Origin of the sequence: Planotetraspora kaengkrachanensis, assembly GCF_016862895.1 — a bacterium.
GTDB lineage: Bacteria > Actinomycetota > Actinomycetes > Streptosporangiales > Streptosporangiaceae > Planotetraspora > Planotetraspora kaengkrachanensis.
In genome coordinates, this window is the sequence record NZ_BONV01000024.1 from 169624 (window position 1) to 184191 (window position 14568).

Annotated in this window: 12 protein-coding genes; 7 read left to right on the plus strand and 5 right to left on the minus strand. The window is 70.2% G+C overall.

What is annotated here, in order from left to right:
• The first annotated feature begins 42 nt into the window (after window positions 1–42).
• Window positions 43–1290 carry a damage-control phosphatase ARMT1 family protein gene (locus Pka01_RS24020; protein WP_203885103.1) on the plus strand — a complete coding sequence of 416 codons (1248 nt, stop codon included), beginning with the start codon at window positions 43–45 and terminating at the stop codon, window positions 1288–1290.
• Between the two features lie 7 nt (window positions 1291–1297).
• Here the strand turns inward: Pka01_RS24020 and Pka01_RS24025 are convergent, their stop codons facing one another.
• Complete coding sequence (locus Pka01_RS24025) at window positions 1298–2113, minus strand: crotonase/enoyl-CoA hydratase family protein (protein WP_203885104.1); 816 nt, start codon at window positions 2111–2113, stop codon at window positions 1298–1300.
• Window positions 2114–2299: 186 nt separating this feature from the next.
• Here Pka01_RS24025 and Pka01_RS24030 point away from each other — a divergent pair, with 186 nt between their 5' ends.
• The 5 genes from Pka01_RS24030 (at window position 2300) to Pka01_RS24050 (ending at window position 8712) form a co-directional block, all read left to right on the plus strand.
• Window positions 2300–3841, plus strand: coding sequence for an acyl-CoA synthetase (locus tag Pka01_RS24030; protein WP_203885105.1), 1542 nt, complete (start codon window positions 2300–2302; stop codon window positions 3839–3841).
• On the plus strand, window positions 3831–4733 hold the full coding sequence (locus tag Pka01_RS24035; RefSeq protein WP_373318183.1) for a Zn-ribbon domain-containing OB-fold protein: 903 nt from the start codon (window positions 3831–3833) through the stop codon (window positions 4731–4733). Before Pka01_RS24030 ends, Pka01_RS24035 begins: the two co-directional genes overlap by 11 nt.
• Before the next feature lie 13 nt (window positions 4734–4746).
• Window positions 4747–5766: a thiolase family protein gene (locus Pka01_RS24040; RefSeq protein WP_203885106.1), complete on the plus strand. Its 1020-nt coding sequence runs from the start codon at window positions 4747–4749 to the stop codon at window positions 5764–5766.
• A 174-nt stretch (window positions 5767–5940) separates the two neighbouring features.
• Complete coding sequence (locus Pka01_RS24045) at window positions 5941–7089, plus strand: thiolase family protein (protein ID WP_203885107.1); 1149 nt, start codon at window positions 5941–5943, stop codon at window positions 7087–7089.
• Window positions 7090–7122: 33 nt separating this feature from the next.
• On the plus strand, window positions 7123–8712 hold the full coding sequence (locus Pka01_RS24050) for an acyl-CoA synthetase (RefSeq protein WP_203885108.1): 1590 nt from the start codon (window positions 7123–7125) through the stop codon (window positions 8710–8712).
• Window positions 8713–9168: 456 nt separating this feature from the next.
• Here the strand turns inward: Pka01_RS24050 and Pka01_RS24055 are convergent, their stop codons facing one another.
• Window positions 9169–9801, minus strand: coding sequence for a LysE family translocator (locus tag Pka01_RS24055; protein ID WP_203885109.1), 633 nt, complete (start codon window positions 9799–9801; stop codon window positions 9169–9171).
• A gap of 179 nt (window positions 9802–9980) precedes the next feature.
• Entirely contained in the window at window positions 9981–10859 is an 879-nt protein-coding gene (locus tag Pka01_RS24060; RefSeq protein WP_203885110.1) for a LysR family transcriptional regulator, read from the minus strand.
• An 85-nt stretch (window positions 10860–10944) separates the two neighbouring features.
• On the opposite strand from Pka01_RS24060, the gene Pka01_RS24065 reads away from it, so the two are divergent.
• On the plus strand, window positions 10945–11892 hold the full coding sequence (locus tag Pka01_RS24065; RefSeq protein WP_239115251.1) for a threonine ammonia-lyase: 948 nt from the start codon (window positions 10945–10947) through the stop codon (window positions 11890–11892).
• A 10-nt stretch (window positions 11893–11902) separates the two neighbouring features.
• Here the strand turns inward: Pka01_RS24065 and Pka01_RS24070 are convergent, their stop codons facing one another.
• Together Pka01_RS24070 and Pka01_RS24075 are read right to left on the minus strand one after the other, a co-directional pair.
• On the minus strand, window positions 11903–12706 hold the full coding sequence (locus Pka01_RS24070) for a hypothetical protein (protein ID WP_203885112.1): 804 nt from the start codon (window positions 12704–12706) through the stop codon (window positions 11903–11905).
• 15 nt (window positions 12707–12721) lie between these two features.
• Window positions 12722–14557, minus strand: coding sequence for a substrate-binding and VWA domain-containing protein (locus tag Pka01_RS24075; RefSeq protein ID WP_203885113.1), 1836 nt, complete (start codon window positions 14555–14557; stop codon window positions 12722–12724).
• Window positions 14558–14568 lie beyond the last annotated feature (11 nt).

The following is a 14568-nucleotide window of genomic DNA, read 5'->3' on the forward strand; positions in this document are numbered from 1 at the left end:
AATGCAAGCTGACCATTCGGGCGGCGGACGGGGGCTGGGGAGATGGGCGACAGGACGCCGGCGGCCGGCGACGCGGAGAGCGGGCGGCGGGGGACGGCCGTGAGCGGCGCGGAGGGCGGACACCGGAGGGCGGCGGTGAACGCCCCGCCCATCCTCGGCAACGTGCCGGGCGCCTACGCGCTGGGCGTCTTCCGTGACCGGCATCCGGCCCTCATCCGTCAGGTCAGGGATGCCCTGCCGTACTCGCCCGACCGGCTCGCGGCGCTCGACCGGCTGCTCGAGGAGGCCATCGCCGACACGATGCAGCCTCTGGAAGCCTCGGCCCACGACTTCGCGACCTGGCTGACCTGGGGACGCGCCTACCTTCGCGGGCGGTGGACGGACGCCCCGTTCCTGTGGTCGGAGAGCTTCTTCTACCGCAGGGTGCTCGAGGCAACGGGGTACTTCGCGGACGGGCCGTGGCGGGGCGTCGACCCGTTCGAGCCGTTCAAGCAGGCCGAGCTCGCGGGATCGGTCGTCGACGAGGAACTCGCGAGCCTCGACGGCGTCGCCTCTTCGCCCCAGGCGGAGAAGGAGACGGCGCTGCTTCTCGCCTCCCTGTGGGGGAACCGCGCCGACCTCACCTTCCAGATCACCGGAGAGCTCGGCGACGACCGGTCGGCCGACCTCGTCGCCGACGACAGCGCGCTGCTGTGGTCGCTGGTTCACGACGGACCGCCCGGCAGGATCGTCTTCGTCGCCGACAACGCCGGCCGGGAACTGCTGCCCGACCTGGCCCTGATCGACCATCTCCTCGCCCGGCGACTGGCCGCCGAGGTCGTCCTGCACGTCAAGCCGCAGCCCTACTTCGTGTCCGACGCCACGCCCGCGGACGTCCTCGCCGGGCTGCGGCGCCTGGCCGGAGCGCCGGGCGAGGCGGGCAAGGTCGGGGTGCGTCTCCGGCAGGCCCTGAGGTCGGGGCGTCTCGTGTTGCGCACCCACCCGTTCGCGTGCGCGCCGCTGCCCTACAGCGACATGCCGGACAGCCTGCGGGACGACTTCGCCTCCGCGTCGCTGACCATCACCAAGGGCGACCTCAACTACCGCAGGCTCGTCGGCGACAGGATGTGGCCGACGGACATCCCGTTCGCCGAGGTCACCGCGTACTTCCCCGGGCCCGTGGTCGCGTTGCGCACGCTCAAGTCCGACGTCCTCGTGGGCGTCTCACCGGACGTGACCGACGCGCTGGACGCCACGGGGGAGCGGTGGCGCACGACGGGCACCCGGGCGCTGATCCAGGGCCGGGCCTGACTGCGGCCTACTCGCCCCGGTAGACGGCCGGGCGCTTCTCACGGAACGCGAGCGACCCCTCCTTGGCGTCCTGCGATCCGATGACCGGCCACCCGATCGCGTCCGACACCTTGAGGGCCTCCTCCTCCGCCATGCCGAGGGTCTCGCGGTAGGTCCGCAGGATCGCCTGCACGGCCAGCGGACCGCACGCCGCGACCTGCTCGGCCGTCTCACGGGCGGCCGCGAGTGCCTGGCCGTCCGGCACGACCCGGTTGACCAGGCCCATCGACAGCGCCTCCTGCGCGGTGATCGCCCGCCCGGTCAGCAGCACGTCCATCGCGAACGCGTACGGGATCTGGCGCGGCAGCCGTACGGCGCTGCCGCCCATCGGGAACAGCGCCCGCCGGGCCTCGAACAGGCCGAGCGTCGCCGACTCGGCGACGATCCGCAGGTCGGTGCCGACGAGCAGCTCCGTGCCGCCGGCCACCGCGTACCCCTCCACCGCGCAGATGATCGGCTTGGTGGGCAGGGCCCCGCTGCCGCGCAGCAGGCCCTTCCAGTGGACGTCGGGGATCTCCTGGGCGCGCTGGAGGACGCGCGGGTCGCCGGAGGGTGTGCCCATGGCCTTGAGGTCGGCGCCCGCGCAGAACGTCCCGTTCGCGCCCGTCAGGATGCCCACGCGCACCTCCGGCTCGGCGGAGATGTAGGCCCACGCGTCGGCGAGGCCGACCAGCATGTCCATGGAGAGGGCGTTCCTGGCCTCGGGGCGGTCCATCGTGACGACGACGACGTGGCCGTCGCGCTCGACGCGGCAGTGCGGCGTGCTGATTGACAGGAGCTCCATGGAGACTCTCCCAAATTGATCAAGCGATTGCTCGGCGAGGGTTGGCCGGGTTAGTGTGCGTCTACGAACTAGAACAGATTCTTGTTCGTAACCCCCCAGTAATGCCAGGGCTTGTTGATAGAACGAGAACGTGCTTCACTGCGGCGATCCGGGGGAAGTCAGTACGCACCGGACAAGGGAGTTCCCATGGGCTCGCTGGGTTTCTGGAGGCTTGCGCAGGCGGATCCGGGGTGGATCGCCGCGATCGATCCCGACGGCGCCGAGTACACGGCCGGGGAGTTGCTGTCCCGGGCCAACCGGCTGGTTCACGGACTGCGCGCCCTCGGACTGAAGGCCGGGGACGGCGTCTGCGGCCTCATGCCCAACGGGGTGGACGGGCTCACGCTGTACCTGGCGGCGTTGCAGGCGGGCTGGTACTACACGCCGGTCAACTGGCACCTGACGGGTCCCGAGATCGCCTACATCCTGGCCGACAGTGAGGCCAAGGCGTTCTTCGCCCACGAGCGGTACGCCGCCGAGGCCGTCAGGGCCGCCGAGGAGATCGAGCCCGGGCGCCGGTTCTCGTTCGGGACGATCGACGGCTTCCGGCCGGTGGCGGACCTGACCGAGGGGCAGCCGGACTCCATGCCCGAGGACCGTACGGCCGGCGCGGCGATGCACTACACGTCGGGCACGACGGGCCGCCCCAAGGGCGTCAGACGGGGGCTGACCGGGCTGGATCCTGACGACTCCGCGGAGCTCATGACGGGTCTGCTGACCTTGTTCGGTGTGACACCCGGCCGTCCCAACGCCCACCTGGTCACCTCGCCGAACTACCACACCGCCGTGACGCAGTTCGGCGGCACGGCCCTGCACATGGGCCACACGCTCGTCTACATGGACAAGTGGGACGCCGAGGAGACGCTGCGGCTGTGCGAGAAGTACGGCGTGACCAACTCGCACATGGTCCCGACGCACTTCAAGCGCCTGCTCGCGCTGCCCGACGAGGTGAAGTCGCGGTACGACCTGTCCTCGCTGCGGTGGATGATCCACGCGGCCGCCCCCTGTCCCGTCCCGGTCAAGTGGGCGATGTTCGAGTGGTGGGGCGACTGCGTATACGAGTACTACGCGGCCACGGAGGGCGGCGGCACCCTCGCGACCCCGGACGGCTGGAAGAAGCACCCGGGCACGGTCGGCACGGCCTGGCCGATCAGCGAACTGCTCATCGTGGACGACGACCACGAGCCCGTTCCCGTGGGGACCCCCGGCACGATCTACATGAAGATGGGGATGGCCTTCGAGTACAAGGGCGATCCCGAGAAGACCGCCGCGAACAGGCTCAGGGACTACTTCACCGTCGGGGACATCGGTTATCTCAACGAAGAGGGCTACCTGTTCCTGTGCGACCGCAAGGCCGACATGATCATCTCGGGTGGGACCAACATCTATCCGGCCGAGATCGAGAACGAGCTGATGGTCCATCCCAAGGTCGCCGACGTCGCCGTCTTCGGCATCCCCGACGACGAGTGGGGCGAGCAGATCAAGGCGGTCGTCGAGCCCATGCCCGGCAACGACCCCGGACCCGAGCTCGCAGCGGAGATCCTCGGCTCGCTCGAAGGCCGGCTGTCGCGGATGAAGTGGCCGAAGACCGTCGACTTCATCGAGGACATGCCGCGCGAACCGAACGGCAAGCTCCTCAAGCGCAAACTCCGTGACCCGTACTGGGAGGGCCGTGACCGTGCCATCTGAACCGCTGGTCGCCGAGCACGCGCTCGAGTTCCCCGGTGGATACACGCGGACGACGGGGCCGGTGATCGGGCGCTTCCTCACGGAGCTCCGCGACGGCCGCGTCGTCGGGGTGCGCACCACCGAGGGCCGGGTGCTCGTGCCGCCGCTGGAGTACGAACCGGAGACGGGGGAGCCGGTGACCGGCGAGTTCGTCGAGGTCGGCCCGGCCGGAACCGTGATGAGCTGGGCCTGGGTCGACGCGCCCAGGAAGGACCATCCGCTGGACCGGCCGTTCGCCTGGGCGCTGATCAAGCTGGACGGCGCCGACACGGCGCTCGTCCACGCGGTCGGCGCCGACGGGGCCAAGGCGATGCACCCGGGACTGCGCGTCCGTCCCCGGTGGAAGCCGGTGGCCGACCGCATCGGCCACATAACCGATATTTCGTGCTTCGTTCCGGAAGTCACGGCGATCGTCTCGCCCATCCGCACCGAGTACCGCGTACGGCCGGGCCGGTCGCTCGGCCGGTTCCTCGAGGGCGTCAGGGACGGCGTCTTCCTCGGCGGTCGCTGCACCCGCTGCGACAAGGTCTACGTGCCCTTCCGGACCTCGTGCCCCGAGTGCGGCTCGACGATCTCCGAAGAGGTAGAGCTGCCCGACACCGGCACGGTGACGACCTTCGCGATCAACAACCTCCCCGACCCGCGGGCACCCGAGGTGCCGTTCGTGTCGGCCTACATCCTGCTCGACGGGGCGGACGTCCCGATGATCGCGCTGATGGGCGACGTGCCCGTGCGCGAGGTGCGGCAGGGCATGCGCGTCAGGGCCGTCTGGGCGCCGCCGGAGGAACGCACGCTGTCGATGGCCAACATCCGATGGTTCGCCCCCACGGGCGAGCCGGACGTCGAGCTGTGAGGGGAGGAGCCGCATGCGTGAGGTGGCGGTCATCGCGTTCGCCCAGACCCGGCACACCGACCACGACGAGGGACTGATCGACTTCGAGCTGATCCATCCGGTGATCCAGGAGGTCAAGGAACGGACCGGCCTGTCGAGGTTCGGGTTCACCTGCTCGGGAAGCTGCGACTACCTGGCCGGTGCGCCGTTCTCCTTCGTCTCCGCGCTGGACTCCCTCGGAGCCTGGCCGCCGATCTCGGAGAGCCACGTCGAGATGGACGCCGCGTGGGCCCTGTACGAAGCGTGGGTGCGGCTCCAGCACGGAGACGTGGACTCGGCGCTGGTCTACGGCTTCGGCAAGACGTCCATGGGCGACCTCAGGGAGATCATGACCCTGCAGCTCGACCCGTACTATCTGGCGCCGCTCGGTCTCGACCAGGTCTCCTTCGCCGCCCTGCAGGCGAACGCGTACGGCGCCGGCCGGGCCGAACTCGACGAGATCGTACGGCGCAGCCGCGCGGACGGCCGGAGCAATCCCCACGCCCTCGACCTCGACGACCCCGCCGGGGATGAGTTCGAGGTAGCGCCGCTCAGGCCGTACGACGTGGCGCCGATCACCGACGGCGCCGCCGCGATCGTGCTGGCCGCGGGCGACCTCGCCAGGGAGCTGGCGGAACGTCCCGCCTGGATCATGGGCATCGCCCACCGGATCGAGCCCCACTACCTCGGCATGCGCGACCTCAGGCGCTCGCCGTCCACGGAGGCCGCCGGCCGGGCGGCGGGGGTCGGCAAGGGCCCGGTCGACGTCGCGGAGCTGCACGCCCAGTTCAGCCATGAGGAGCTCATCCTCCGCGAGGCGCTCGAGTTGCCGGCGGGCACGGTGGTCAACCCCTCGGGCGGAGCGCTGGCGGCCAACCCCGTCATGGCGACCGGGCTGATCCGCATCGGCGAGGCCGCGTCGCGGATCCTCGACGGCGGCGCGGGCCGCACCGTCGCCCACGCCACGTCGGGGCCCTGTCTCCAGCACAACCTCGTCACCGTCCTGGAGGCGTGAGCCCCCATGCCCCCCATGCCCCCGCCACCCCCCACCCCCTGCCGTGATCATGCACAGGTTCGTGATCAGGGCCGCCCACCTGCGAAAACCCCCGGCGTGATCATGCACAAGTTCGTGGATTCACGCCCCGAGCTGGGAAGTCGTCGATCGTGATCATGCAATCGAGGTGCTGTCGTGGGTAACCGTTGTGCCGTGATCGGCGTCGGCCAGACTCGCTATCAGACCAAGCGGCGGGACGTCTCCATCGCCGGCCTGGTCAGGGAGGCCGCCCTCCGCGCGCTCGAGGACGCGGGGCTGACCTTCAAGGACATCGACGCCGTCGTCATCGGCAAGGCCCCCGACCTGTTCGAGGGCGTGATGATGCCCGAGGCGTACCTCGCGGACGCGCTGGGCGCCGCGGGCAAACCGATGACGCGCGTCCACACGGCTGGGTCGGTCGGCGGGTCGACGGCGCTGGTCGGCGCGTCGCTGATCCAGGGCGGCGTGCACGACCGCGTGCTGGTGGTCGCCTTCGAGAAGCAGTCGGAGTCGAACGCCACCTGGGCGCTGTCCACGCACCTGCCGTTCAGCGCCTCACTCGTCGTCGGCGCGGGCGGATACTTCGCGCCGCACATCCGCGAGTACATGCGCAGGTCGGGCGCGCCCGACCACATCGGCACGCTGGTCGCGGTCAAGGACCGGCAGAACGCCCTGAAGAACCCCTACGCCCACCTGAAGATCCCCGGCATCAACCGGCAAATGGTCGAGTCGACGCCGATGTTGTGGGAGCCGATCCGTTACCTGGAGACCTGCCCGTCGTCGGACGGCGCGTGCGCGATGGTGCTCGCCTCCGAGGACAAGGTGACCGGGACGCCCGCCTGGGTGCACGGCACCGCCATGCGGTCCGAGCCGATGGCGCGGGCCGATCGCGACACGGTGAGCCCGCAGGCGGGCAAGGACTGCGCGGCCGACGTCTACCGCCAGGCCGGCATCACCGATCCGCGCAGGGAGATCGACGTCGCTGAGGTGTACGTGCCCTTCTCCTGGTACGAGCCGATGTGGCTGGAGAACCTCGGCTTCGCCGCCGAGGGCGAGGGATGGAAGGTCACCGAGGCCGGCAGCACGGCGCTCGACGGCGACATCCCGTGGAACGCCTCAGGCGGAGTGCTCTCCTCCAACCCCATCGGCGCCTCCGGCCTGATCCGGTTCGCGGAGGCGGCGCAGCAGGTGAGAGGCATGGCCGGTGAACATCAGGTCGACGGCGCCCGCACGGCGCTCGGCCACGCCTACGGCGGAGGGGCGCAATTCTTCGCCATGTGGATCGTCGGAGCGCACAAACCCTGATCGGTCAGACCCCCGGGAGAGAGGTCAACTCGTATGGAGTTCAACCACGCCGACCTTTTCGAAGGGTTCGCGGACACGATCGGGGACCGGGTGGCCGTCGTCTGCGGCGACGCCCGTATGACGTATGCCGAACTCGACGCGCAGGCCAACCGGCTCGCCCACCACCTGGCAGCCCAGGGCGTACGGAGCGGGCAGCACGTCGGGATCCAGCTCTACAACGGGCTGGAGTACATCACCGCTCTGCTCGCCGCGCTGAAGATCCGGGCCGTGCCCGTCAACGTGAACTACCGCTACGTCGAGGCGGAACTCGTCTACCTCTACCGCGACTCCGACATCGTGGCGCTGCTGTTCGACGTCGAGTTCGACGGCCGGGTCGCCGCCGCCGCACAAGAGGCGCCGGCGTTGCGCCACCTCGTCGCCGTCGGCGGCGACTCCGCCGTCCCCGGCGCCGTGCCGTACGGCGAGGCGCTGGAAGCGCAACCGGCGACGAGGGGCTTCGAACCGCGGACCGGCGAGGACATCTACATCATCTACACCGGCGGGACCACCGGCATGCCCAAGGGCGTGATGTGGCGGGTCGAGGACCTGTTCATGGCGTTCGGCGGCGGCAACCCGTACGGCCCGCCGCTGGAGACGCCGGAGGCGGTCGTCGAGCAGGCGCGCAACGCCGGCCCGATCGTCATGATGGCAGCGCCGCCGCTCATGCACGGCGCGGCGCAGATGGGGACGTTCCTGTGCTGGTGCATGGGCTCGACCATGGTCTACGTCCGCAAGTTCGATCCGGTCGCGGTGCTGCGGGCGATCGAACGCGAGAAGGTGCTGAGCATCAACATCACCGGCGACGCGATGGCGCGACCGCTGGCCGAGGAGATCGCCACCGGGGCGTACGACCTGTCGTCGCTCGCCGTCGTCAGCTCGACCGGGGCGATCCTCAGCGGCACGGTCCGGGCGCGGCTCCAGGAACTGCTTCCCAACACGATGATCATGGACAGTTTCGGTTCGACGGAGTCCGGCTACACCGCGTCCGGGGTCGCCGGCTCGTCTCCGGAGGCCGGTCTGAAGTACCAGCCCAAGGCCGATGCGGGCATCGCCGTACTGGACGAGAAGCTCAGGCCCGTCGACCCGGGCTCGGGAGTCATGGGAATGGTCGCGAGGTCGGGGCGCATCGCCTTCGGCTACTACAACGACCCGGACAAGACCGCGCGCACCTTCGTGACCGACGGCGACGGCGTCAAATGGCTGCTGTCGGGCGACATGGCCATGGTGGAGGAGGACGGGACGATCCAGATCTTCGGCCGGGGCTCGCAGTGCATCAACACCGGCGGGGAGAAGGTCTTCCCCGAGGAGGTCGAGGCGGTGCTGAAGGGTCATCCTTCGGTGTTCGACGCCGTCGTCACCGGCATTCCGGACGACCGCTGGGGATCGCGGGTGGCGGCCGTGGTCCAGCCGTACGAGGGGACCGCTCCTACGTGGGAGGAGCTGGACGCCCACTGCCGCGGTTTGTTGTCGGGGTACAAGGTCCCGCGTACCTATGCGTTCGTGGAGGAGGTGCTCCGGTCGCCGGCGGGTAAAGCCGACTACCGATGGGCCAAGCAGGTGGCCCAATCAGCCGCCTCAACGTGACGCCCCACCCTCTGGGTGTGATCACGCACAGCCCCCAACCCCGCGCGTGATCATGCACAGGTTCGGCCGCATGGTCACTGACCAGTGAAACCTCGTGGCGTGATCATGCACGGGTTCGGTCACATGGTCACTAACCAGCGGAATCGCGTTTCGTGATCATGCGCGGTTTCGTGAATATGTGGCCCGGCCTGGGGTTTCGCCGTTCGTGATCATGCAGTGGTCGACGCGCATGATCACGACAAGGAAAAACCCAGGTCGTACGGCCGATCGGCGAGTCTGTGCATGATCACGCCCGGGGGCGGCGCAGGTCATGGCTGCACTGGCCGAACCCGTGCATGATCACGCACAGGGGGTGGCGCAGGTCGCGAGGGCTTTCCCCGAGCCTGTGCATGATCACGCGGGGTTGGGGGCCGTGCATGATCACCCCCATCGAAGGTGTGCGCACGATCACGCCCATCAGGCGGCTTCGGAGGTGAGGGCGGCCACGGCGCCGAGGCCCAGGTAGACTACGCCGCTGCCCACGTCCAGGCGCCGCCGGGCACGGGCCGACCGGCGCAGCCTCCCGGCCAGGGCCGACGACAGCAGGGCGTAACCGCCGTCGCTGACCATGCCGAGCACGATCCAGATGAGCCCCAGCACCACGATCTGCGACGCCACGGGTCCCCGCGACGGGTCGGCGAACTGCGGCAGGAAGGCCAGGAAGAAGATCGCCGTCTTCGGGTTGAGCACGTTGACGACGAACCCCTCACCGAACAGCCGCGACCGGGACGCCCGTCGCATCTCGAACGGATCCTCGTCAACGGAGCGTTTGATCAGTTTGCGGACCCCGAGATAGACCAGATAAGCCGCACCCAGGTACTTCACGATGGCGAACGCCGTCGCGGACGCCGCGAGCAGGGCGCTGATCCCGAGGGCGGCCGCGGTCACGTGCACCACCGAGCCGGCGTGCACTCCGAGCACGGATACCAGCCCCGCCGCGCGGCCTTGGGCGACGCTGCGGGTCACGATGTAGACCACCGCGGGACCCGGCACCAGGAGAAGGGCGAGGGTCGCGGCTGCGAACAGGGCGAGCGTCGTCATGGGTGGCATGTTCGTGATGGTACGAAGTGACCCCCCGCCGGGGCATCCCTATTTCCAGCCGCTCCCGCAGCCAAGCCGTACGCAGCCAAGCCGCCCACGCGGCCACCCCGTCCCGGCCGCCCACGTGCAGCCAAGCCGCCGCGCGGGCACCCGGCCGCGCAGAAACCCGCGCCGGTGAGCGCTCCGCTTCAGCCGTCCGCGAGGGCGGCGAGCAGCGCCGCCGTCGCCGGCGGATCCGGCGGTTCGCCGTACGTCGCCGCGAACACCCGCCGCGTCGACGCGGGGATCTCGCTCACCTGGACGCCGGGATGCCGATGCGCCGACAACGCGAGTCGCGGCAGGACGGCCACGCCCAGACCCGCGGCCACCATGGCCTGCACCGCCACGTAGTCGTCCGTGGTGAACGAGATGCGCGGCTCGAACCCGGAGCCGGAGCACAGGTCGAGCAGATGGGCGCGGCACCGGTCGCAGCCCGCGATCCAGCGGGACTCGGCGTGATCCCGCAGCGACCCGGACGGCGATCCGCCGGGTGTGACGAGGAGGCTCGGTTCGTCGAGAAGCGGTGTGATCCGAAGGCCGTCGACGTCCGGACCTCCGTGAGGAACGCCCGCCTGGCCGTACTGGAAGACCACCGCCACGTCCACGTCGCCGGCCCGCAACATGCGCAGCGCCTCGGGTGGTTCGGCCTCGGCCAGGCGCAGGTCCAGCCCCGGGTGGTCGTGCGCGAGCCGTACCGCGGCCTCGGGGACGAGGGTCCCGAGTGCGGACGGGAAGGCGGCCAGCCGCACCCGGCCTGCGCGCAGCCCGACGTGGGCCGCCAGCTCGGCCGAGGCGGACTCGATCCGCCCGAGGATCTCGGCGGCCCGTTCCGCCAGCAGCCGGCCCGCCTCGGTGAGCCGGATGCCGCGGCCCGCCCGCTGGACGAGCTTCGCGCCGGTCTCCGCCTCCAGCCGGGAGAGGTGGTGGCTGACCGAGGGCTGCGTGTAATTGAGCTCCCTTGCCGCCGCGGTGACCGACCCGGTTTTCGATATGGCGAGCAGCACCCGCAGCCGTACGACGTCGAGCATGCGCGCAATTTATCAACGTCTTCTATCGGTTGATGAGAAGACTTCAGTTGGACCTATGCCACGGAGGAGGGCCACGCTGGAGTCCGTGACAGACATCCGTGATGTGCTCGAGGCCAGGCGGCTGATCGCCGGGCACCTGCCCGAGACGCCCATGTGGTCCTATCCGGTTCTCGACGCGATCGTGGGGGCACGCGTCCACGTCAAACACGAAAACGTGCAGCCGACGGGCGCCTTCAAGGTACGCGGCGGCATCAACCTGCTGGCCCGGATGCCCGATCGGGGACGGGGCGTCGTCGCGTACTCCACGGGCAACCACGCGCAGTCGGTGGCCTACGCCGCCCGGCTGTACGGCGTCGCCTGCTCGATCGTGATGCCGGAGAACCCCAATCCGGCCAAGGTCGCGGCCGTCGAGGCGCTCGGGGCGACGGTGACCGTCGCGGGCGCGACCATGGTCGAGGCGGCCGACCACGCTCGGGCGATGTCCGACGACCAGGGCAGACGCCTGATCAGCCCGGCCGACGAGCCGGACATCATCGCCGGGGTGGCCACGCTCTACCTCGAGATGCTGGCGGCGCGGCCCGGTCTGGACGCCGTCTTCGTCCCCGTCGGCAGCGGCACGGGCGCGGCCGCCGCGTGTCTCGTCGCCGATGCGCTCGCACCCCGCTGCCGGGTGATCGCCGTGCAGTCGGCCTCCGCGCCGGCCGCGCACGACTCCTGGGCGTCGAAGGAGCTCGTCACCCGCCCGTGCGAGACCGTCGTGGACGGCCTGGCGACCGGTTCCGCCTTCGAGACGCCCCAGGCGGTCATGCGGGACGGGTTGTCCGATTTCCTGCTGGTCGGCGACGACGACATCCGGCGGGCCCAGCGGATGCTCCTCACGCAGGCGCACACGCTGGCCGAGGGTGCCGGAGCCGCGGCGCTTGCCGGGCTGCTCGCCGTACGTGAGGAGTTCGCCGGTCGGGAGGTGGCCGTGGTCTGCACGGGGGCGAACGCAGGACCGGCCGAACTCGAGCGACTGCTGGCCGCCGCCTGAGCGGGGGAGGTCAGGAGGCCCGGCCGAGATCCCGGCGGGCGGCCTCCTCGACCTCGTGCAGGCTCTGCCGAGTCAGCTCCAGTTCGGAGACGAGGTCGTCCAGGTCGCGCCGCCCGTCGTCGGCCGAGGAGGCGGCGGTCATCGCCGACACCTCGACCGCCCGCGCGACCAGCCCCTCGAGGTCGATCGCGCCGGACTCGAGCCTGGACAACACCCGTGCCCGGGTCGCCGACAAACGGTCGTGGATCTGTTGTTGCGACTTCAGCGACGCGATCGACCTGTCCAGGTCACCCGTTACGTCGCCCGCCATGTCTCCCTCAATGTCGCCCGCCACGTCGTCCCCTATGTCGGCCGGTGCCGACGCGCGGGCCCGCTCGAGCCGTGCCAGCTCCTCCCGCAGGAAGGCGGGGTCGAAGCGGCCGAGCGCCGCGCCGGTGACGGACGCCTGCCCGGCCAGCCGCCGCAACGTCGCGACCGTGTCGTCCACCTGAGGGCGCATGGACGCGATCCGGTCGAGCAGGATCCGGCCCCGCATCGAGGCCGCCAGGTCGCCGAAGCCGCTCGCCGCACGCTCCGCACGGCGCAACCACGCCTCCTCCGGGCTGCCCGCCGCGACCGGCGGCTCCTCCGGCCCGGTACGGCTCTCGCCCCCGGTCGACTGCCAGGCCGACGCGAACGACTTGACCAGCCACACGGTGACGCCCACGACGGCGGCCCCGGCCGGGTGCACGTCGACGGCCCACGCCGCGCCGCCCGCGGTGGCGCCCAGGAGCAGTCCCCAGGGATCGCGCAGTTCCTCGCTGAAGCGGGACAAGGGGGGCTCCCGGGCTCAGAAGTTGGAGATCACGGCCGTGAACACCCGATCGATGCTTCCCGGTTCACGTGAGTCGTAGGCGGCGGCGTCGGTGGTCTGCGAAATCCGCTTGAGGACGTCCAGGTCGGCGTCCGCGCCGTACGCGATCGTGAACAGGCGGACGGTGTCCTGTCCTGCCTCCGTGTCCAGGTCGGGGAGGAGGTCGTCGAGGGAGATCGAGTTGTTGTCCTCGTTCTTGCCGTCGGTGAGCAGGACGACCGCGTTGATCGTGTCGTCGCTCCGCCGGCTCATCACGTTCTGGTAGGACGCAAGGGCGGTGTCGTGCAGGCCCGTGCCGCCGTTGGGGATCAGGTCGCCGATGCGGTCCGTCAGCTCGTTTTCGGCGATCTTCTTCAACGGGACCAGTTCGCGGTAGTCCTTGGCGCCGTCCTGGTTGAGGGAGAACGTCCACAGGCCGACCTTGTCGTTGGGCCCGAACTGCGAAAGCGCGTTGATCGCGGCCTGCTTGGCCAGGTCGAGCTTGCTCTTACCGGTGTCGGGGACGTCCGCGCCCATGGAGCCGGACGTGTCGACGACCATCAGGACGTTGGCCGGCTTGCGCAGTTCGCCCCAGCTCTTGAGGATCTCGTCGAGCACCGCGGGAGCCGGGACGCTCAGCGTGGTGGCGGGCTGCGCGGGGTCGAGCCCGTTCTCCGCGGTGATCAGGTCGCCCGCCTTCCCGTCGAACGACCGGAAGGCGTATTTCGCGAACTCACGCCCGCCCTCGGACCGCAGGTACGTGAGGAAGTCGTCCGCCGTCGCCTTTTTGGCCGGGTCGAGCCCGGCCAGTTCGGCGTACGGATGGTCGGACAAGAGCGTGCCCTCGGAGGGATAGATGGCCACGAGCGGGATCTTCGGCTTGGCGTGCTGCCCCAGGGTCTTCGGGTCACCCGACGGGTTGCCCTGGTTGTAGTCCCAGACCGACTTCTCCTCGATGGTCACGGCCGAGATGTACGACATCGCCGTGCCGGAGTCGTCCGCGCGCTGAAGATTCGACAGGAAGGTGAGGGAGATGTCGCCGTAGTGGACGATCGACCGTTCCATGCCGCTGATGAACTTCCGTGTCTTCGCGTTCGCGACATCCTGCTTCGTCAGGTCTCCCGACAGCCCCGTGGCGGCGAAGTAGGCGCCGATCGTGGCGTTCAGCCCGGACGTCGAGTAGTTCGGGTTCGTCTTGCCGAGGCGGAAGGGACCCCATTCCGGATGCCCGTACTTCGCCCAGCCCTTCGGGTCGTTGGCCAGATCGAGGATCTGTGTCCAGCCGATCTTCTTCGACGGCCATCCCAGCGCGTCGGCCATCGGCTCGGGCATGGCGATGACCAGGGGCGACGTCGCGATGGTGGGGTTGTCCGCCGGTACCGGGCTGGGGCGGTCGGTGCCCGCGACCCGCTGCTGGAGCAGGCTGACCCAGCCCGCGCTCGCGGGGGTCCACACGTCCGGCTTCAGGCCGTCCCTGCGGGTGTCCCAGCCGCGTGCGAGCGCCTGCATCGCGTCGCCGGACGCCTTGGAGGTCACGACCACCTCGGCGCAGCGCCCGCCGGCCTCGCGGGCGTTGTACGCGTCGGCGATCGTGCTCAGGACCGCCGCCTTCTCGCTCGAGGCCACGACGTTCAGCGTGACGCCGTCTCCGCCGCAGGCCGTCCGTCCGGTGCTCGAGCCCTCCGAACCCGATGAGCCTCCCGAACTCGCCGAGCCTCCGGCGTCCGTGCCGCTGAAGAGGACCCGCAGGCCGACGATGAGAGCGCCGGCCACGATGATCGCGATGATGAAGGAAGCGGGGCCGCGGCGGCGCTTCTGTGCTGGGGGGTACACGCGTCCTCCAT